The organism is Acinetobacter sp. AS5 (assembly GCF_048957595.1).
Taxonomy (GTDB): Bacteria; Pseudomonadota; Gammaproteobacteria; order Pseudomonadales; family Moraxellaceae; genus Acinetobacter.
The window spans coordinates 1-20,513 of record NZ_JARDAL010000056.1 but is presented as its reverse complement, the minus strand read 5'-3'; the positions used below and the strand labels follow the sequence as shown (position 1 = coordinate 20,513).

At 43.3% G+C, this 20,513-nt stretch carries 15 protein-coding genes and 1 tRNA gene; 7 read left to right on the top strand and 9 right to left on the bottom strand.

Annotation, left to right across the window (positions count from 1 at the left end; genetic code table 11):
* Positions 1 to 492 precede the first annotated feature (492 nt).
* Together PV763_RS15230 and PV763_RS15225 are read left to right on the top strand one after the other, a co-directional pair.
* The gene (locus PV763_RS15230; protein WP_004729215.1) at positions 493 to 720 is read left to right on the top strand and encodes a hypothetical protein; all 228 of its coding nucleotides are present in this window, start codon (positions 493 to 495) and stop codon (positions 718 to 720) included.
* Between the two features lie 204 nt (positions 721 to 924).
* Positions 925 to 1,000: transfer RNA gene (locus PV763_RS15225), tRNA-Thr, on the top strand.
* Between the two features lie 76 nt (positions 1,001 to 1,076).
* On the opposite strand, the gene PV763_RS15220 is transcribed toward PV763_RS15225, so the two are convergent.
* From PV763_RS15220 to PV763_RS15195, 6 genes are all read right to left on the bottom strand, one after another.
* Entirely contained in the window at positions 1,077 to 1,925 is an 849-nt protein-coding gene (locus tag PV763_RS15220; RefSeq protein ID WP_004729214.1) for an SAM-dependent methyltransferase, read from the bottom strand.
* Between the two features lie 3 nt (positions 1,926 to 1,928).
* A complete protein-coding gene (locus tag PV763_RS15215; protein WP_004729213.1) occupies positions 1,929 to 3,236 on the bottom strand; it encodes an FAD-dependent oxidoreductase in 1,308 nt (435 codons plus the stop codon).
* Positions 3,237 to 3,857: 621 nt separating this feature from the next.
* A complete protein-coding gene (ahpC, locus tag PV763_RS15210; RefSeq protein WP_004278673.1) occupies positions 3,858 to 4,421 on the bottom strand; it encodes an alkyl hydroperoxide reductase subunit C in 564 nt (187 codons plus the stop codon).
* 311 nt (positions 4,422 to 4,732) lie between these two features.
* Entirely contained in the window at positions 4,733 to 5,320 is a 588-nt protein-coding gene (ssb, locus tag PV763_RS15205) for a single-stranded DNA-binding protein (RefSeq protein WP_004281391.1), read from the bottom strand.
* Positions 5,321 to 5,371: 51 nt separating this feature from the next.
* Positions 5,372 to 6,736 carry an MFS transporter gene (locus tag PV763_RS15200; protein ID WP_035340698.1) on the bottom strand — a complete coding sequence of 455 codons (1,365 nt, stop codon included), beginning with the start codon at positions 6,734 to 6,736 and terminating at the stop codon, positions 5,372 to 5,374.
* A 153-nt stretch (positions 6,737 to 6,889) separates the two neighbouring features.
* Positions 6,890 to 7,978 carry a DUF475 domain-containing protein gene (locus PV763_RS15195; protein WP_253146659.1) on the bottom strand — a complete coding sequence of 363 codons (1,089 nt, stop codon included), beginning with the start codon at positions 7,976 to 7,978 and terminating at the stop codon, positions 6,890 to 6,892.
* Between the two features lie 222 nt (positions 7,979 to 8,200).
* On the opposite strand from PV763_RS15195, the gene tenA reads away from it, so the two are divergent.
* The 4 genes from tenA (at position 8,201) to PV763_RS15175 (ending at position 13,448) form a co-directional block, all read left to right on the top strand.
* Complete coding sequence (gene tenA, locus PV763_RS15190; protein ID WP_420938159.1) at positions 8,201 to 8,872, top strand: thiaminase II; 672 nt, start codon at positions 8,201 to 8,203, stop codon at positions 8,870 to 8,872.
* 222 nt (positions 8,873 to 9,094) lie between these two features.
* Entirely contained in the window at positions 9,095 to 9,463 is a 369-nt protein-coding gene (locus PV763_RS15185; RefSeq protein ID WP_420938158.1) for a hypothetical protein, read from the top strand.
* A gap of 181 nt (positions 9,464 to 9,644) precedes the next feature.
* Positions 9,645 to 12,476: an excinuclease ABC subunit UvrA gene (gene uvrA / locus PV763_RS15180; RefSeq protein WP_336755053.1), complete on the top strand. Its 2,832-nt coding sequence runs from the start codon at positions 9,645 to 9,647 to the stop codon at positions 12,474 to 12,476.
* A gap of 117 nt (positions 12,477 to 12,593) precedes the next feature.
* A complete protein-coding gene (locus PV763_RS15175; RefSeq protein ID WP_336755055.1) occupies positions 12,594 to 13,448 on the top strand; it encodes an AbiJ-NTD4 domain-containing protein in 855 nt (284 codons plus the stop codon).
* 122 nt (positions 13,449 to 13,570) lie between these two features.
* Here the strand turns inward: PV763_RS15175 and PV763_RS15170 are convergent, their stop codons facing one another.
* The gene (locus PV763_RS15170) at positions 13,571 to 15,277 is read right to left on the bottom strand and encodes a GGDEF domain-containing protein (RefSeq protein ID WP_336755057.1); all 1,707 of its coding nucleotides are present in this window, start codon (positions 15,275 to 15,277) and stop codon (positions 13,571 to 13,573) included.
* Between the two features lie 1,131 nt (positions 15,278 to 16,408).
* Here PV763_RS15170 and omp33-36 point away from each other — a divergent pair.
* On the top strand, positions 16,409 to 17,287 hold the full coding sequence (gene omp33-36, locus PV763_RS15165) for a porin Omp33-36 (RefSeq protein ID WP_153566904.1): 879 nt from the start codon (positions 16,409 to 16,411) through the stop codon (positions 17,285 to 17,287).
* A gap of 68 nt (positions 17,288 to 17,355) precedes the next feature.
* On the opposite strand, the gene PV763_RS15160 is transcribed toward omp33-36, so the two are convergent.
* Positions 17,356 to 19,326 carry a BCCT family transporter gene (locus PV763_RS15160; RefSeq protein WP_420938157.1) on the bottom strand — a complete coding sequence of 657 codons (1,971 nt, stop codon included), beginning with the start codon at positions 19,324 to 19,326 and terminating at the stop codon, positions 17,356 to 17,358.
* 172 nt (positions 19,327 to 19,498) lie between these two features.
* Entirely contained in the window at positions 19,499 to 20,215 is a 717-nt protein-coding gene (locus tag PV763_RS15155; protein WP_153566902.1) for an ion channel, read from the bottom strand.
* Positions 20,216 to 20,513 lie beyond the last annotated feature (298 nt).

The window sequence follows — 20,513 nt, the reverse complement described above, 5'->3', positions numbered from 1 at the left end:
TCCAATGATTCTACGAATACACCTAACTTTTTCAACTAACTACAAATGTGTCGCACTTGAGATTTGAATCTGCGTTTAATTTTATCCATCATCCCATCAGTAAAAAAATTATCTGCTTAGATCTTAAAATATTATTATCTATCGCCTTAGGCAAAGGCATTGAATTAATACCAGTCCTCGTTCATAAAAATCTTTTGCAACACAACACTTACGCTCAATTCTATTTTTAAAAATCTTCATTTTTCATCAGCCAAAAAACTGATGAATTGTGCAGTTTCTGTACGCCATTCATTTCAGGTTTTTATTTATGTGTTCAAACAAAAAACTGGCACAGAAATAGCTTAATTTTATTGTCATCAAAGCTATGTTATGTTGCTTATAAATCAACTAAAAGGAGAATAAAAACCACAGGATAGAAAGAAATAACCAAGTGAACCGAGCCATTCAAATTTGAAGTTAAAAAATAGATACACTGCTATTCGGAGAGCGAACATGAATAACAGCGCAAACTATGCCAAACAGATTAAAAATGCAAAACGTGGCGGTTATACCCCAACCCTTGCCAAGGACATCAATAAACATAAAATTCAAAAAGCCTTGAGACTCATCGAACAGTGGAGAAGCCTCGCTCAAGAACTCAAACCTCAAATGCAGTTTGATATGGCCTTTACTTTAGAGGAATGTGCACAAGAATTAGATCGCATCCTGAAAAACAGATAAACCTTATAACCAACTCATATCCATAGCAAATCCTATGCTTTCACCCTCGCCCATATCTGCACATATGGGCCATTTCTTTGCACATAATCAAAAACAGAACTTTTCATCCATTCGGTCAAAATAAACAAATCCTGCCGAAACAGTTTAAACGGTTATTTTTTGGCTTGCGTGACCCAAAAAAATCTGTAAAATGCACTCCACCATGCCGGCATAGCTCAGTTGGTAGAGCAACTGACTTGTAATCAGTAGGTCCACAGTTCGAATCCGTGTGCCGGCACCATATCTTAGCCTCGCTTTTTAGTGAGGCTTTGATGTTTCTGGGTTTTGGTATTTTCAGCTGAGTCTTCTTGCACTTTCTAGTGCTTCGATTGTGCCGTCACTTGCACATATCTCATAATCCCTTCCTGATATAATTTTCGGCATAGTTTCGCTGTCATCTGAATTTTAAAATGATCCAGTTTTGAACCTTGAGCCTGATCATCTGATGCTTTTGAATTCAAAGTTTTTTGCACATAATCCGCAAAGCCTGAAAATACCGGCTCGGACAGATCCTGAATCTGGATATTTTTAAATTCAAAACGATCCAGACAGGCATATAATGCACCCACTGTCATTAAATCTTTTAAATTCACATCGGCAGATTTCAATAAAAACTGATATTTACGCCGTTGTAATGCATTTAAATTTTCCCAACGCTCGGACAAAACCAGATGATGAAAACCAATCCGTGCATTTGAATTTAAAACACTGCGGACCTGCTCCAAGAATAAAGGCACAGGACTGTGATAAGCCGCATCCAGGCACAACACCACATCAAAACGCTGGGAAAATGGCAATTCTTTTAAACGCAAAAATGACGCCTGATAAATGGCATTCAGTTCTGGTAAATATTGCTGAATATTGGCCACACAGGCAGCCTGCAGCTCAACCCCGGCCAGATATTGCACCTGATAATGTTGCTGCCAGTGCAGCAAGCTGGCGCCCTGACCGCAGCCTAAATCCAGCAGTTTATCTTTTGAATTTAAATTTACAGTTTGCGCAAGGTGATCGGCCAGCATACGACAGGCAGCCGCATAATCCTGCTGACCTGCTTGCCAATACCCTAAATTGCTCCAGGGCAATTGCGCGTGATCGCCCAACACAGCGGCATCAATCGCATACTTGTGCTGGGGAAGACGCTGACGCAGTGCCTGAAGCCATTGCATGGATTAATAACCCAGTTGTGGAGCCACCTCAACCACAGGTTTTAAACCCTCAAATGGTAAAGGTGCACCAAAGATTTCTGCAATTTTCATCGCTGAGGTCACTGCCGATTCCAGAATTGGCAAACCGTCACATGACCATGAACCGCAGAAGAAGACTTTACGATTGGCATCCAGATGACGTTGCTGCAATTCCTTATTCAGTGCCACGGTATTGGCATCGACCACTGCACGCGTTAGCATCACCGATTTGATCACTTTTTTCGGATCAATCTCGGTTACCGGACGCCAGGTCTGAAATACGGCCGACTTGCCGACCAGAGAAGGTTCAATCGAGTTAAGCCACACGGTAAATTGCTGACGGGTAAATTTACGATCCATCATATAGCTGAGTACGGCCCAGTCTTTACGCTTTGGCGGCATCACGCTGGCATCGGTATGGATGACCAGTTCACCCTGTTCGAATTTGAATTTCTTCAATAATTCAATTTCACTGGCAAACTGTTCTGGATCCAGGAACTCCTCAATTTTGGTGGTCGGTGTCGCGACAATCACCCGGTCAAACAGTTTTGAATAACCGGCCGCATTTTCAACTTTGACCTGATCGCCCTGCTCTTGTACCAGTGTAATTGCTGAACCGTCTTCAATCTGAATGCCTTCAATCAGCTTATCGACCAACGCTGGTGTACCGCCTTGCAGACGCAGTAACGCATCGCCATCGGTTAATTGACGCAGAAAAATTAACAACGGTTTAGCTGGCCATTCACCAATGGTTTTCGGATTGCAGGTACAGATGGTATATAGCACCGGCATCACCGCACCGTGCCAGAACACTTCTTCAATCTCGTTACGATTGATAAATTCTGCCAGGCTGATGTCCTGATTTTTCGATTTAAAGAATTTGGTCAATGCAACTTTTAACTGCAACAGGCCTTTGACCAGACGCCAGCCATATTGTTGCAGGCCTTTCCGGTTATTGATGATCGGGATATTGCCAATTCGGCTACGCGATGTGGTCAGCCAGGTTTCAGTTTTATCTTCAAATAACCAGCTGCAGGCCATATAGGTCCGCACCGGATAAGTTTTAATGCCCAGATGTGTGGCTAGACTCAGGGTGTTTTTCCACAGATAGGGGTTCATCACACGTAAAGGTGCGTCAATCAGGCCCCCTTCAAATTCAAGGCTATGACTGTCCATGCCGCGACCTGGAAGTGCTTCAAAAATCGTGATGTGATGCCCTGCGTCCTGGAGAATTCTGGCTGTAGCCAGTCCGGCCATGCCACTACCAATTACTGCGATATCCAAACTGATCATCCGTCATTGAAAAACTACAGAAATTATGTACCATGCGCCAATCAAACAGGTTATTAAAATCTTCCAGAATATATGTTTTTCGTAAAGGCCTTTTTGTTCAATTTCACCTGCTTTTTATTCATTTTTCTGCCTTAGTTAAAATTCCATCAAATCTAAGATTTTATTCATATTTTTATCTAAAAACTTGAAAATTCGCTTTAAAAACAAATAATTTAATTAACCATTTTTATAATCCTTGGTTGACAAATACTTTTTAAATACCTATGATTCGCAGCATAAGAAAACCATAAATTCATCCGGTTCCATTCAGATGCGTTTATGCGAAAATTGTTTAAAACGACAAGAAACTACAGCGCCTTATAAAATAAAAGCCTCTGCGAAAGCAGAGGCTTCTTTGTTTTCAGGCCTAGTCAATCATGCAGCAGGGTATTGCGCTTACTTGATTGCCTCGCATAAGCCGCTTAAAAAGCATAGAGTGCAATTCCTCAATTCTCATTTTGTTCTCAAATAGAAATCAAATGGCATGATGTTTTTGTCTAGAATTCATAAATCTCTAAACTAAAAAAATAAAAAATCCAGCAACTTGTGCTGGATTTTTTGCTTCAAAGAACTAGGTTTGAATTAGATTTTACCCACCAGGTCGATTGATGGAGCAAGTGTTGCTTCACCTTCTTTCCATTTTGCCGGACAAACTTCACCTGGGTGCGCATGTACATATTGTGCAGCTTTCACTTTACGCAGAAGCTCTTGTGCATCACGGCCGATACCACCCGCGTTGATTTCAATGATCTGGATTTTACCTTCTGGATCAATCACGAAAGTACCACGATCTGCCAGACCTTCGGCTTCAATCAATACTTCGAAGTTTTTAGACAAAGTCCAGGTTGGATCACCAATCAATGGATACTGGATTTTACCAATCACGTCAGAGGTATCATGCCAAGCTTTATGGGTGAAATGAGTATCGGTAGACACGCCATAAATTTCTACACCCATTTTCTGGAATTCAGCATACTGATCAGCAAGATCGCCTAATTCAGTTGGACAAACAAAGGTAAAATCTGCAGGATAGAAAAACACCACTGACCATTTACCTTTCAGGTCTTGCTCAGAAACTTCGATGAACTGACCATTGTGGTAAGCAGTTGCATTGAATGGTTTGATTTCAGTATTGATTAAACTCATGAGATATTTCCTATGGCTTATTTCTGGGATTGCTTATCTTGTGAAGCTAGAATACGAAAAATTTTAAAATAGGTAAAACCGCAAGTTTTTATAAAAATGATCGCTTTTTTAGATCATAAATTTCTATCAGTATTTATTATCTTATTTATTTTCTCGATGCAGAGTTGTCCCCATCAAAAGCAACCTGATGTTTTAAGATTTATGATTCTTTTAATAAGTCGGGCTTTATTCAAACTTAATATAAATCTCGAGGATATAAAAAACCCACCGTATTCAGGTGGGTTTTAATGATAATTTACCGTTCTGATAAATCAAAATGGTAAGTCATCATCTAGATCTGCTGCAGGCGCTGCTGTTGGAGCAGGTGCAGATTTCGGCGCAAAACCACTCGGGTTATTGTTGCCATAACCGCCGCCCTGATTGTTGTTAAAACCGCCTTGCTGTGGCGCTGAACCATAACCCGATTGCGGGTTATTGCCATAACCGCCTTGGTTGTTGTTCGCCTGATTATTGTTATTAAAGCGTGGCTGGTTAAAGCTGCTCTCGCCCTGATCGTTTTGAGGACGGCTAGAGTCTAGCATCTGCATTTGCTCACCACGGATTTCTGTCGTATAGCGTTCCTGACCATTCTGGTCAGTCCACTGACGGGTACGTAATGAACCTTCAATATATACTTTTGAGCCTTTACGAAGATATTGCTGCGCAATTTCACCTAAACGGTTATGCAACACGATACGGTGCCATTCCGTTTGTTCTTTACGTTCACCGGTACTTTTATCTGTCCACGAATCGCTGGTTGCGATCGAGAATTGAGTGAGAGAGCCACCATTTGCAAAAGTTTTGGTTTCCGGATCTTTACCCAAAGTACCCACTAAAATAACTTTATTTACACCACGCATTTGCCGTTTACTTCCTATATATTTCTGTATTTTACTTTATAAGAGTTATGCTTAAATGGCTACCTCTTTACCTAACAAGTGCGTTAATTGTTGTCGCGAAGCATCATCAATCTGCTGTTTATCGACTTTTACATAGGCAACTTGCTGTTCAGACATCACCACGACCTCTTCAATACCACGAATCGCCAAAAGCTGAGAAGTCCATTCGTCAGTTTGTCTGCTTTCCGGCAATCGCAGTACCAGCGATGACAGATAGCGTGGCTGAGCCAGGCCAAAACTCATCAGCAGCCAGATGATCGCGATTCCTGTCAGGATACTCCAGCCCATCGAGGTATTGTTTAGCAGCAGCAATTGTCCGCCAATCATACCGCCAAAGAAAGCCCCTAAAAACTGGCTGCTGGCATTTACGCCCATTGCCGTCGCTTTGGACTGGATCGGTGCCGCTTTCGACAACCAAGACGGCAACAGGGCTTCCATCACATTAAAGGCAATGAAGAACAACCCTAAACCAATCAGCAAGACATATTTGGATTCAAAACCAAATGCCATCACCATTAAACCCAGAATAATACCGGTAATGGCCACCAGAAAAATCGCCCGCATTTTGTGGTATTTTTCTGCCAAGATAATACTTGGAAAAGCAAAAAACAGGCTCAGTACCAGCAGCGGCAAATATACCCAGCCATGACTAGAAAGTGGCAGATCAGCAAATTCGATCAGCTGTGAAGGGACATAGATAAACATGGCGGTGAGCAATAAATGCAGGGTAAAGACCGACACATGCAGACGATTCAGATCCCCGATTTTAATCACCTGTTTCAACTGTGCCAGATAGCCCTGCTGAAAGTTTTTATGATGCCGCGTGACTTTCGGCACCATCAACAGCATGGCAATCGCCGCCAGGCCCATCACCGTGGTGACCCAGAATAATCCCGAGATGCCAACCAGACCCGTCAGCCAAGGCCCCAGACTAAAGGCCACCACAAAAGACAGGCCGATACTCATGCCCATCATCGCCATGGCTTTCATGCGGTTTTCTTCACGGGTGACATCTGCCAGCAACGCCATCACCACAGCAGATACTGCACCACCACCAGCAATCGCCCGGCCGATAATCACGCCATAAATGGTGTCCGACATGGCCGCAATTGCACCACCCAGCGCAAATAATAGCAGCCCTAAAACCACCAGTGGCTTACGGCTATAACGGTCCGCAATCAGGCTGAATGGAATCTGCAATAAGGCCTGAGTCAAACCATAGACCCCGACCGCCAAACCGATCAGTGCAGGCGTCGCATATTGATATGCCTGCCCTGCCACAGAAAACACTGGGATAATCATAAACAACCCCAGCATGCGCAGTGCAAAAATACTGCTCAGGGCAAAGGTTGAACGACGTTCTAAAGCATTCATCATAAATTATGGCGATTGGGTTAATTAATCTGGAGCCCAGATTATAGGACATTCAGCTCATTAATAAGACATGAATTTTATTTGAAATAAAGATGATGCCAATCTAAAAACAAAAAAGCGCAGCCGGAGCTACGCTTTTCATTCAGGGACAGCACTTTATTTTTCTAAAGCCGCCTGACGTTTCTTGTACTGAATCGAGGCAAATACTGCCCAGACAATAAAGGCTACACCGATCAGACCAGTCACCACTTCTGGCACATGCAGACCGGTTCCGCTGGCAATCATAATGAAAGCCAGTGCACCGATGGCATAATGCGCACCATGTTCCAAGTAGATATAGGCATCCAATGTGCCCTGCTCAACCAGATAGATGGTCATTGAACGGACAAAGATCGCACCAATTGCCAGACCCAGCATGATGATGACCACGTCTGAGGTAATCGCAAAGGCACCGATCACGCCATCAAAACTGAAGGAAGCATCCAGGACTTCTAGATAGAGGAAACCACCAATACCCGCTTTCACTACACCCGTCGGTACGCCATTTTCATCATGACGAATGGCATTGCCTTCTTCATCGACTTCCGGTTCACCACCGAGCATATGGCTCAGAACCTGCACACCGATATAAATCACGATGCCCCAGATCCCCGCCATAGTCACTGCCAGACGCTTAGCTTCATCGACATTGGCTGCCATAATTAACAAGGCTACCAGTGCGATAAACACCGACATCGCCGGTACATTGGCCAGATTGGACAGACGGCGTTCCACCCGTCTGAACCAATGCGTGTCTTTTTCTTCATCCAGGAAGAAGTTCAGGAATACCATCAACAGGAAAGCACCACCAAAAGCAGCAATCTCAGGATGATGTGCCATTAAACGTGCTGAATATTCTTTCGGATCATTCAGGGCCAGACGTACCACTTCCATAAAGCCCAGATCTGCAGTCACTGCAACAATAACCACCGGGAAGATCAAACGCATCCCGAAGACTGCAATAAGAATACCGACTGTCAGGAACAGCATTTTCCAGAAATGATCCCAACCCCGTAGGACTGAGGCATTGACAACCGCGTTATCAAAAGACAACGACACTTCCATAATCGCCAGAATAGCGGTAATGGTCAGCGCTGTGAGCATGGTTTGCAGGCCTGCGTCAGGACCATGGGTATAACCCCAATACGCAGACAAACCAAGACACACGATCGAAAATGCAATCGAGAAACCAAAATGTTTCAACATACACAACGACCTTGGATAAATTAAATAAATGTATGGCTGCGAGAGAGCAGCAATACGAATAGGAAAAGTTAAGCTAATTATGAAACTTTTAGCGCATAAACCAAAGCACTTCCTGAGCTGTTTTATCTTATTTTCTGTTTTTAAAATTTGCCGATCTTTTAAACAGCCCGATCTTTGCTATAGTGCCGCATGGTTTAACTTGAACTGCGAAGGATTTTCAGCATGAGTTTTTCACAAGAGGTATGGCAACGTAATCTCGGACTTTATCAGAAGACCCTGGCCCTGCCCTTTAATCAGCAACTGGCGCAAGGTACTTTAAGCCGTGAAGCCTTTAGTCATTATGTGATTCAGGATGCGCATTATTTACTGGCCTATGGCCGTGCACTGGCCGTGTGTGCCGCCAAAGCTTTTGAAGCGGACGATGTAATCCAGTTTGCCGAGGCAGCCAAAATAGCGATTGTGGTGGAACGTAACCTGCATGATGGCTTTATGCAGGATTTTGGCATTAGCAAAGAGCAGTTTGAAAATACCCCGCTGACTTTGGCGTGTCATCACTATACCTCTTATCTGACTTCGACCGCCTGGTCGGAAAGCTACCCGGTGGTGCTGGCCTCGTTGCTGCCTTGTTTCTGGATTTATGCCGAAGTTGGTAAAGATATTGTCGATAACTCTGCGCCGAATAATCCGTATCAGGCTTGGGTGGATACCTATTCAGGAGAAGAATTCCACACTGCGGTGCGGAATGTGATTGCGACCGTTGACCGTGTTGCGGCGCGTGTTGATGCCGATACACTAGAAAAAATGCATGCAGCTTATACGCATGCGGCCCGTCTGGAATGGTTGTTCTGGGACAGTGCCTTTGAGCAACGCCAGTGGCCTGGTCTGGATGACTAGGACGGACGAATAAAAAAAGCCCTGTTTAAGATAGGGCTTTTTGGTTATAGCTGATCAAAAAATTTCTACTGTCATAAACCGATCATAAAAACGGCTTAGTCTGAAAAAAACAAGGATAGAACTGGCCGGTACGCTAGACCTAGCTATAAGCCCCAAATTGCCGAACAATAATTGAGAATAATTATCAATTAATAAAATCAATCCCGGAAAGAGGCAGATGATATGCACACTTTAGGCACCGAAGCGATTCGGGCATTTTTTACCCTGCAATGTTGCTGGCTCAATAATGAAGAAATCTATTTGGAACAAGGCTGTCCAGATTGTGGTTCGGCAGCGACTTATCTGATTTACCACACCAACACACATATCCAGAAACACCTGCTGAAATTTATTGAAAAGTATCGCTGTCATCAGGCGCGACGTAACGATTTGCTCGACCTGGATTTTTTCCAAAAAGACTATGAGGACTTTCTGCATATTCTGGAAAATGAAGTCAATTTTTATGCACGTTTGCATCATGATGTGCCACGTGACTGCTGCTTTGAAGAGATTGAATCTATCTTTGAACGCCGCTATGCAGCGGCTTGTTAGGTATTTACCTGACCTACAGTCATTGTGAATATTTAGACAATCTGCTGCTGTGTTTCTTAATGTTGTGATGAATTGACCAATCACCGACATAACTTGACGTTTAAAATACTTTTATTTGCACTTGAACATTTTTCATCCGGTATCATATAAGGGTTTTTGATGAATATTCTAGGATCCTTGCATGAGCCAAAGCCACATCCGTATTCGAGGCGCACGTACCCATAACCTGAAAAATGTGAACCTTGATATACCACGCGACAAGTTTGTGGTGATTACGGGACTGTCTGGTTCAGGTAAGTCCTCGCTTGCCTTTGATACCTTATATGCCGAAGGTCAGCGCCGTTATGTGGAATCGCTGTCTGCCTATGCCCGCCAGTTCCTCTCCCAAATGGAAAAACCGGAAGTCGATTCGATTGAGGGCTTGAGTCCAGCCATCGCCATCGAGCAGAAATCGACCAGTCATAACCCACGCTCTACCGTGGGAACCATTACCGAAATTTACGACTATTTACGTTTACTGTATGCACGTGTCGGTACACCGTTCTGTCCGGAACATGACCTGCCGATGGTGGCACAAACAGTCACTGAAATGGTTGATGCAGTCAAAGCACTGGAAGAAGGCACTGCGCTGTTATTGTTAGCACCGGTCGTGCGCGAACGTAAGGGCGAATATACAGCGCTGTTTGAACAGCTACAAAGTCAGGGTTTTGTCCGCGCCCGAGTGGATGGCGAGATCATGGAAATTGATCCACCACCTGAGCTGGATAAAAAGAAAAAACATACCATTGAAGTGGTGGTCGACCGCTTTAAGGTTCGTGATGATCTGGGTAACCGTATTGCAGAAAGTTTTGAAACCGCGCTACGTCTCGGTGGTGATATCGCAATTTTATCCTGGATGAAGGGCGAGCATAACGATCGTGTGTTTTCAGCCAAACACTCCTGCCCGGAATGTGACCGTGCAGTGGCTGAACTGGAACCACGCCTGTTTTCATTCAACAATCCTTTTGGTGCCTGTCCGGTCTGTGATGGTCTAGGGACCCGCAGCCATTTCAGTGCCGACAAACTGATTCCTAATCCTGAGGTCAGCGTTAGCCAAGGCGCGATTCGTGGTTGGGACCGTCAGCGTCCTTACTATTACAGCATGATCCAGAAAGTCGCCGAGCATTTCGGTTTTTCGCTAGAAACGCCGTGGAATGAACTGGATGCCGATACCAAGAAAAAATTTCTGTACGGCACCGGCAAAGAAAAAATTGATCTGAGCTATATCGATGAGCGTGGTCGTCGCCATAATCGGGTCATTCCTTTTGAAGGAATTTTGCCGCATCTGGAACGCCGTTATCGTGAAACTGAAAGTAATTATGTCCGTGATGATCTGGCGCAATATTTATCCAATGCTGCCTGTGATGCCTGTGATGGTTCACGTCTAAATGAAATTTCGCGTAATGTGAAAATTCTGGACAAGACCATTGCCGATATTACCCGTATGTCGATTGGCGATGCTGAAAGCTATTATCAAGACATTCATCTGGAAGGTGCCCGTGGAGAAATTGCCGACAAGATTTTCAAGGAAATCCGTGAACGTCTGCACTTTCTGGTTTCGGTCGGCCTGAATTATCTCAGCCTGTCCCGTTCTGCCGAAACTTTATCTGGTGGTGAAGCGCAGCGAATCCGTCTGGCCTCACAGATCGGTGCCGGTTTGATGGGCGTCATGTATGTGCTGGATGAGCCGTCAATTGGTCTGCATCAGCGTGATAACGACCGTCTGCTGCAAACCCTGATCCGTCTGCGTGATCTGGGCAATACCGTGCTGGTGGTCGAGCATGATGAAGATGCGATTCGTGCCGCCGATCATATTATTGATATCGGTCCGGGTGCCGGTGTGCATGGTGGGCATGTGATTGCCGAAGGAACGTATGATGAAATTCTGGCCAATCCGGACTCGCTGACCGGAAAATATTTATCCGGAAAATTAAAAATTGAAGTGCCGAAAAAACGGATTCAACCGCCTAAGCCTAAAGAACAGATCAAGCTAATGGGAGCATCCGGGCATAACCTGAAAAAAGTCGGTCTGACCATTCCTTTAGGTATTATGACCTGTGTTACCGGGGTGTCCGGTTCAGGTAAATCGACCTTGATTAACCGGACTTTGTTACCTTTGGCGGCGACCCAGCTCAATGGTGCCACCACTTTAACTTCGGAAAAGTTTGAATCGATTGATGGTTTACAGTTCCTCGACAAAGTGGTGGATATTGACCAGAGTCCGATTGGACGTACCCCGCGTTCCAATCCGGCGACTTATACCGGCCTATTTACCCCGATTCGTGAACTGTTTTCACAGACGCAAGAAGCCAAGGCACGCGGTTATGCTGCCGGTCGTTTCTCGTTTAACGTGAAAGGTGGCCGCTGTGAAGCCTGTGAAGGTGATGGCATGATCAAGGTAGCGATGCACTTCCTACCGGATATGTATGTGCCATGTGATGCCTGTCATGGCAAACGCTATAATCGTGAAACGCTGGAAGTAAACTATAAGGGCAAGAATATTTCCGATGTCTTGCAGATGACCGTTGAAGATGCCATGCATTTCTTCGATGCGATTCCGGTGATTCACCGTCGTCTGGAAACATTACATCAGGTCGGTTTGGGCTATATACGTCTGGGTCAGTCTGCGACCACTCTTTCTGGTGGTGAAGCACAGCGTGTCAAACTGGCACGTGAACTGGCCAAACGCGATACTGGTCAAACCCTATATATTCTGGATGAACCGACCACGGGTCTGCATTTCCATGATATTGCCAAACTGCTGGATATCCTGCATCAGCTCCGTGACAAGGGTAATACCATCGTGGTGATTGAGCATAATCTGGACGTAATTAAAACTGCCGACTGGGTGGTGGATTTAGGCCCTGAAGGTGGTTCGGGTGGTGGTATGATTGTTGCGGAAGGTACGCCTGAACAGGTCGTGAAAGTCAAAGCTTCACATACGGGTAAATTCTTGAAGCCGTTGTTGAAATAAAAATCTCCTCCTAGCCTCCTCTTTGATAAAGAGGAGGCATTCCCTCCTTTCGCAAAGGAGGGTTAGGGTGGATTAAAAAAATAAATCTATTCTTAAATTTGTTTGAGGGGGAACAAAATGCGATTTTCTGAAAGATATGGTTATAAGCCCGTACGTGACATTATTCAAAAAGAAAGTATAGATGATGCTTTAAAAAATGGTTTGTGGAGTGTTTTTCATAGCTATATTTGGAATCGGATTGAACATGGACATAATCAAAGCTCTTTTACCCGTAATTCAAATATATACTCGTTAGTAGAATCTTATTGGCTTAATCTTTTTAAAAACCCTACAGATACCATCCCTCAATGGACATCTGATTCTTTAAAAATAATTAGAGATTACTTTTTTAATTGTGCATGGCACGAAATTTATAGCTTGATTGAAGAAACAATTAAGCACTACCCCTATCAAAGAGTAAGTAATAAAGATTCATTTATAACTAATATCAACAATATGCTAGAGCGTGAAAATAGTGCTTACCGAATTATAAATGACGAAATCATTCCAATAACTTCCGAACAAGAAATTCAATCCATCGAAACTGCTTTAGAAAATACAAATCAATATTTAGGTGTTCAACAACATTTAAATAAAGCTTTAAAACTGATGTCAGATCGTCAAAAGCCTGACTATCGAAATTCGATTAAAGAATCTGTTTCGGCATTAGAAGGTATGTGTCAAAAAATATTAAAGAAGGACAAAGTAACTTTAGGTGATGCAATTGGTCAAATTGAAAAACAATATCCAATACATCCTGCATTAAAAGCCAGTATTAAATCTTTATATGGTTATACATCCGATGCAGATGGTATTCGCCATGCAATGTTAGACGAATCAAATCTTTCTTATATCGATGCAAAATTTATGCTTGTTGCCTGCACAAATTTTATTAACTATCTGATCGACAAAACCAGAGATCATCCAAATTAGATCACATGACTGGCGACATGGATGTTGCTTGTTTGACTGTGCTAATGGGACTTAGCATCAGTCGAACAAATGCATTTTGCTACTTTTGTGCAATTCAAAAGTAGCGAGAGCAGTCTTTTGAACTAAACCTCAGCCACCGCATTACGTCCCTTGGCCTTTGCGGCGAATAGAGCATCATCTGCATTTGACAATAAAGCTATCCAGGAGCCAGCACCAATCGCTACGCCAATACTGACCGAAATCTGAATCTCGTCTCCTGCTGCAGTCACAATATGGCGCTCAGCCACTTCAGCCCGGATTTTATCGGCCACAACCAATGCCTGCTGCATCTGGATATTTTCAATCAATACCAGAAATTCATCGCCGCCATAACGCACCAGCAAATCTGTAGCACGGACATTAGCTTGCAAACGCTCGGCCACCAGTTGAATCACCTGATCGCCAATAATATGCCCATATTGATCATTCACCTGTTTAAAATGATCAATATCAATAATCATCAAACAGGTCTGGCTCAATTGACCCGGCTGATTTTCCATAAAGCGGATATATTCTTCCAACGCAAAACGGTTGGCCAGCCCGGTCAAAGAATCGGAATGGGCAATATTCTTTAAACGGAACTCTAGCGCATCACGTTCTTGCAACATCTGTTGCAATTTCTGAATGGCAGCGAATAAAGAATCAGAATGATTCACTTCACGCAGCCGCATATCAATTTTCTGACGACCCGAGTTTTTAGACAAACTCAACAACATGCGGCGTGCCTGAATTAGCGGCAGAAAAACCTGTTTACGTGCAAAAATCATGGTTGAAATCGCGGTCAGCAATGAAATCAGCGATACCAACACGCTCCAGATCAAACGCTGCATATTGCTGTTCATTTCTTGAATAGCGGCATCTCTGCTGTATTGCAGTAGGTAAGTTTGCAGGTCTACCACAGTCGCAAATTTATCTACGATAGCCTCAGTCAGCTCTGTTCCGCTCAAACGGTAGTCACGTTGCTCCAGACTGTCACTGATCAGCTCACTCACAATTGGTAAGCCTTGCTGAATAAACTCGATTTCTACCCGCCGATGTAAACGAATGAATTCCTCGGTCTTATCTTGAGCAGGTTGAAGGGTATCAATCAAGGCCCACAAATAACGCACCTGATGTTGGGTCTGTAAAGAGCGGGTAATATTTTCAGTGGGAAGCGGAGCTTCAAAAGTCACATGCGCCATGATAGACGATGCGACACGACCAGCCTGATCACGTAAATCAGATAAAAATAGAATCTGGCTAATATAGTTATTCAGAGGGGTAGATGAGCTATCTGAAGCCACTGCCACGTCACGCAAAAGTTCACGGCAACTTTCCCAGGCAGCAAACATGGCCAGAATTGCCTGATCAAGTTCTTGCGCACTGCGTTGCTGACGCGGCATCCGGGTATAGGCATCAACCTGTGCACGTCCTTTTTTCAGGCTGATTTCAAGCTGTGAAAGTTGCTGATTCAGGTTGTTAAAACCGACCTCCGTCAAGACATCAACCGTCTGGGAGAGCTGCCGATCCACCTGTTGACGATAGCTGATTAACTCTTGCTGATGCTGGGAAAATTCCTGCACCGAACTGGACATGGCTTTATTGGCAGGCGCACGCTCACGCGAAATTTTATTCGCCAGATCAGCGACCTGCTGTAAGGCATTCAATTGTTGATAGGTTTGTCTGGATTTTAAATAACTTTGACTGCTACTTACAATTAAGGGAATACAGATGCAAAGCAAACATAAAATAATAATCGACATTGACCAGTACAAACGTTTACTGATCCACTCAGAGCGTAAGGTATTCATGCTGTTGTATTACGCCCCAATATTACAAGCAAAGCTAAATAGATTGATTATTATACAAATAAAACAGGATGGTCTTAAAGCCTTTAGTCTTACTTCACTTATGTTTTTAATGAATTTTTATCATCTATTATTTTCAGATACTTAAGTTAGTTCATTTGAAACTTTAATGCAGGGTTTCATAACCACAATTCCCTATAAAGTCTTACAAAAACAAGGGAACTTAAGCAGCTAAAAAATATAAAAACTTGCTTTCTGCACTATTTACACCTGCAACAAATAGGTGCATAATGCACCGCATTAGGGCGAGTTAAATTATTCCTCAGCAGATATTTTAGTTTACCCGCAAATTTTGGCGAAAAAAGCCCGATTTTCTATGAAAATCGGGCTTTTTTTTAGCTATTGAATTTTAGACCTCTATTTTTACTTTTCAATATGCACTATTTTGGCGCTTAAAATTATTCTAATATTTATTTTTCTCATCTTGTTTTGAGTTGAAGGTTTTTTCAGAAACAGAATGATCTGAATTAAAAAATGCGGGACAAAAAAAAGCCCAACCTTGGGGAAAGCTGGGCGATAAAACAAAAAATTGTGGAGAATCAGGCTAAATCACTATGAAAATGTGAACTCTAACTTGATTTTCATATTATGTAAAATTCCCCTGAAAATGTAAAGCCGATTGCTTCAGTCAAGATTATAAAACATGCCCATTTAGCTCAAAAAACAGACATCTACTCTAAGACCCAAGCTGATGATGCTTTAAAATCAAGCAATCCAATCAAGACATGAGGCGCCAGACACCTTGCACTTCTTGACACATTTATGAATTAGCTCACCTATTATTAATTGTTTTAATAGATAAATATATTATAATTAATCGTATTAATTGATTAAAATAACAACATAATTTCTCCTTAATCTTTAGTCCCGATTCTATATTTAAAGTCTAGATTTTTGTTATACAAGAGTTTTTATATAAAATAGCTTCGGAGCCTAATACTTGAATTTTACACAAAATTAATACAATGATTTAGCTTAAAAAAATAGCGATTTCGAATTGGATTGACTTAATAAATTGTCACAATACAATGTGTTCCAAAGCTGTACACATCTTGTAACAAAACGGTAAATATCATGAAAAAACTCGGTTTAGCCACTGCTTTATTATTAGCCATGACCGGTGCTCAAGCATATCAATTTGAAGTTCAAGGTCAGTCAGAGTTCATCGACAACACTGTGAATGAACAAGACTTCACTGGTGCAGTTCAAGGTACTTACTACTTCAACAATGTTGATGCTTCTAAAGGTCCTTTAGCTGAAGCTGCTTTTTTAAACCAAGCATCTAATGTTTCTGCTGCTTATACATACGGCGAAGACGGACAAGAATTTGGTGACCGCACTGTGCACCATACTTTCGGTGTAAAAGGTGAAGCGTATATCCCGACTAAAGTTGTTCCTGCTTATGCAAGCGCTTCTTATAGCCATACCATCACTGATAACAAAGCTGGTAACCCAACAGATGATAATGGCGACCGTTATGCATTAGAACTGGGTGCTCTAGTTGCTCCTAACTTCCTGGTAGCTGTAGGTTACACAAGCGTTGCAGACCAAACTTCCTATGACGCTTTCAACATGTTCAACAACGGTGTTGCTAAAGCTGCTCTTGAATCAGAAACCATTGCTGATAAGAAAGATGCAATCACTGCCCGCACTAAATATGTAGGCGCGATTGACGGCACTAACATGTCAATTGGTTTTGAAAGTGGGCTAGTTTATGGCGAAGATACTGCCTACAACTTAGGTACAACTCTTTTCCTTAACCCACAGTTAAGCGTTGGTGCATCTTATATGGAATCTAGCTTTGCTGGTTCTCCAGACAAAGCTTGGGGCGCGAACGTAAACTACTTCATCACTCCTGCTGTTGCAGTTGGCGCATCTTATGTAAATGCAAATGCTGAAGGCCAAGCACTGGATACACAAACGATTGGTGTAAATGCCAAATTCCGTTTCTAATTTCTGATTAGATTCTGAATCAAAAAAGGACGCATATTGCGTCCTTTTTTATTGTTTTATGACTTCATTTACTCAGGCGTACGTACCAGACTCAAGAAGTGCAAATGACGTTCATATTGGTCAATGATGTCCTGCAATAGATCTTCTTGCGTCCATTCCATCACATCATAGCCCTGCCCGCCTTCTCTTAAAAAGACTTCTGCCTGATAGGAATCTACTCCCGCATTCTCCAGTTCAGCCATAAAGCTTGGACTTAAAGTCTGAGTGGCATTGACCTGATAGATAAAATTAATTTCATCCTGATGATCAACACGGAGCTGTATACCGTCTTCTAGCGGGCTAATCGCTACATGTAATCGGCGCCGTTTCAATTCACTTTGAAAGCTGAGAAATGCCTTATTCACCGTATTGTGAATATACTGCTGCACCTCTTCCTGAGTATGCGGATAATGCATGATCAGGCCTAAGCGCTGTTGCCAGCTGCGTGGATTCTGGATCGCACGCGGGGTAATCCGTGCGGCTTGCAGTGCATGCATTTTGGTGACATCCAGATGTAGGGCTTTGATTAATCCCCAACACATCAGCAGCATAATAAATGTAAATGGCAAAGCGCTCATAATCGTGGCCGATTGCAAGGCCTCTAAGCCACCGGCCAGCAAAAGGATGATGGCTAATAAAGCCATGAGTACGGTCCAGAACAGACGCTGCCAAGTCGGTGAATTATCACTTTTCGCTGTCAGATAATCAGTCACCAATGCCCCTGAATCGGCAGAAGTCACAAAGAACAGCATGACCAGTAAAGTTGCAATGATGCTGGTCACTGAGCTGAAAGGCAGATTGTTCAGAAACTCAAATAGGGCCACTGATGAATCACGCTGAACTGCCTCTAATAAGCCAGTATTGGCTTCATGCATAATGCTGTACAGTGCGGCATTGCCCATAAAGCCCATCCAGATCAGGGTAAATCCAGTCGGAATCAGCAATACACCCACGATAAATTCACGAATACTGCGCCCTTCCGAGACCCGGGCAATAAACATCCCAACAAATGGCGACCAGGAAATCCACCAGGCCCAGTACATGATGGTCCAGCCCCCAATCCAGCCACTTGGCTGATAGGCATACAGATTAAAGGTCATACTGAACAGATTTGAAACATACTGGCCGGCATTCTGAATAGTCGTCTGTAACAGATAAATACTCGGACCTGCAACAAAGACAAAGATCAGCAACAGCAGTGCAAGCACCAAATTTAGTTCAGATAAACGTTTAATTCCTTTATCTAATCCAAAAAATACGGAAGTCGCTGCCATGGTACTCACGACAATGATCAGAATCACCTGAGTGCTAGGTGCCTGTTCAACACCAAACAGGTAATTCAAGCCTGAATTGATCTGTGTGACCCCAAAACCCAGTGTGGTGGCCACACCAAATACCGTACCAATGGTGGCAAAGGTATCTACGCCATCTCCAATCGGACCATAGATCTTTTGACCAATCAGCGGATATAAGGCCGAACGGATTTTTAAAGGCAATTGATGCCGGTAAGCAAAATAAGCTAGCGATAGGCCAACCAGCGTATAAATGGCCCAGGCATGTAAGCCCCAGTGGAAAAAGGTGACCCGCATAGATTGTTGTGCAGCCAGTACAGTTTCCGGTTCACCGGCAGGTGGCGTAACATAATGCATCACCGGTTCGGCCACACCAAAGAACATCAGGCCAATCCCCATGCCTGCGGTGAATAACATCGCAAACCAGGAGGCACTGCTATATTTCGGTTGACTATGCTCGGGCCCCAGTTTGATTTTGCCCATATCCGACAGGGCAATATAAGCCAGAAGGATGATAAATATCGCCACCGACAATACATAGAACCAGCTAAAGGACGTGGTAATCCACTGGTTCAGTTGCTGGGTAAAAACTGAAAAAGCATCGGGTGCAAATACGACCAACGCTAAAAATATCGCAATAATGGCGACAGTACTGATAAAAACATTTGGATTGATATTGGCAAAACAGGATGGTTTTGTGGAAGACATACATCCTCCATTTTTTAAAAATTGGATCGACAAACAGCGTCAAATAATTATTGGTAAGGTCAAAATGATCAGACAGATTCAGTCTATGGGAGCTAGATCTCCTGCTATTTTAGGATGTGACACAAAATAAAGCCGTTAAGTTACTGTAACAAATACAATAAAAGGATGAGTCTCATTGCCCAGGCGGGTTTTCTCTATTTTTCACGTTCTTTTTATGCGGTAGACGTGCGATATATTGCAAGGCAATTAAGCGGGATACAATCAGCGCCAGATACATCACCCCGACAAACATCTGGATAATGGCTAGCATCCGTGCGACCGGACTGACCGGCATGATATCAGACAGTCCTGTTGCAGATTGCACACTGAAACTAAGAAAAATCAGATCCAGCCAGGGTTGATAGGCTTGCAGATCGGGGTCTGAAAAGCTGTACGGCACCAGCAGCTGACAGATACTGTAGAGGAAGGCAAAGCCCCAGGCCAGCAAGGTAAATACTGCGCCAGCGGCAAAGAGTTCATCCTTGGTCAGATAACGGTCATGAAACATATAACGCAGTAGGCCATAGGCTGCACTAAAATAAGCACCAGCTTCAAACAGGTGGGCGGTGACATGGATCCAGGTATAACGCAGTCCCAGCATAATCAGGGAGGAAAAGAGAATTGCGCCGGCGACAAAGCTGAGTCCTAAAATGGTAAACATCGGAGTCTGGCGAATGACTCTGGCAATCACCAGCAAAACCAGAACACCCAGTACCCAGGTTCCCGCCCGATAAGACATGCTTCCATAACTCAATACCGACAAGAGCAAGATCAGCAATTGCAGGCACAACAGCCATGCCGAAGGCAAATGGGTAAAGCTGTTCCAGAACTGCTGCAGAGATTGCTTCATAATGCCCTTCTTGTTGCTATTCTTGTTACTATCTTCATGTAGGGAATACATTGTTATTGTTAACAGCTTTTAACATAGCATGCTCAAAGCCACTTGCAGATATACGATTTGTATGAAAATTACTGAAATAACGCTGCACAAATCCAGCCATCTCAATTCAATACGGCGTTTATGCTAAAGAGAAAGCTTGATTATATCTCCATAAAAAAAGCCCCTGACGGCACTGCTGTCCCATAGTTTGATTTAAATAAAAAACCTGAGTCCAAATCGTTAAAATATGAGTGCAAACAAACACTTT